At 51.0% G+C, this 734-nt stretch carries 1 protein-coding gene; it reads right to left on the reverse strand.

The genetic code is table 11. From position 1 onward, the window contains the following. The coding region (locus tag D8793_RS11765; protein ID WP_185761204.1) for a hypothetical protein at nt 1-734 on the reverse strand (734 nt) is incomplete at both ends.

Genomic DNA, 734 nt, shown 5'->3' on the forward strand with positions numbered 1-734 from the left:
AGACTCGCTTGTTGAGACAGAGACTCGCTTGTTGAGACAGACTGGCTGGTGCTCAATGACGCTGAAGCAGACACGCTTGCTGATACAGACTGGCTTGCGCTCATTGACGCTGAAGCACTTGCACTTACTGAGACAGACTGGCTGGTGCTCAATGACGCTGAAGCAGACTCGCTTGTTGAAACTGATTGACTCAAGCTCAACGATGCTGAGGCACTTGCGCTGGTTGAAACTGACTGGCTTAGGCTTACTGATGCTGAAGCACTTGCACTGGTTGATACAGACTGGCTGGTGCTCAATGACGCTGAAGCTGACTCGCTTGTTGAAACTGACTGGCTCAAGCTCATTGACGCTGAAGCTGACTCGCTTGCTGAGACTGACTGGCTGGCGCTCAATGACGCTGAGGCACTTTTGCTTACTGAGACAGACTGACTGGTGCTCAATGAAGTTGAAGCTGATTCACTTGTTGAAACTGACTGGCTCAGGCTTACTGATGCTGAAGCAGATTCACTTACTGAGACAGACTGGCTCAAGCTCAACGAAGCTGAGGCACTTACGCTTGCTGATACAGACTGGCTCAAGCTCAATGACGCTGAAGCACTTGCGCTTGTTGAGACAGACCGGCTGGTGCTCAATGAGGCTGAAGCACTGGCACTTGCTGAGACAGACTGGCTCAGGCTTACTGATGCTGAAGCTGATTCACTTGTTGAAACGGATTGACTCAAGCTTACTGACGC

Origin of the sequence: Streptococcus cristatus (assembly GCF_003943465.1) — a bacterium.
Lineage (GTDB): Bacteria > Bacillota > Bacilli > Lactobacillales > Streptococcaceae > Streptococcus > Streptococcus cristatus_C.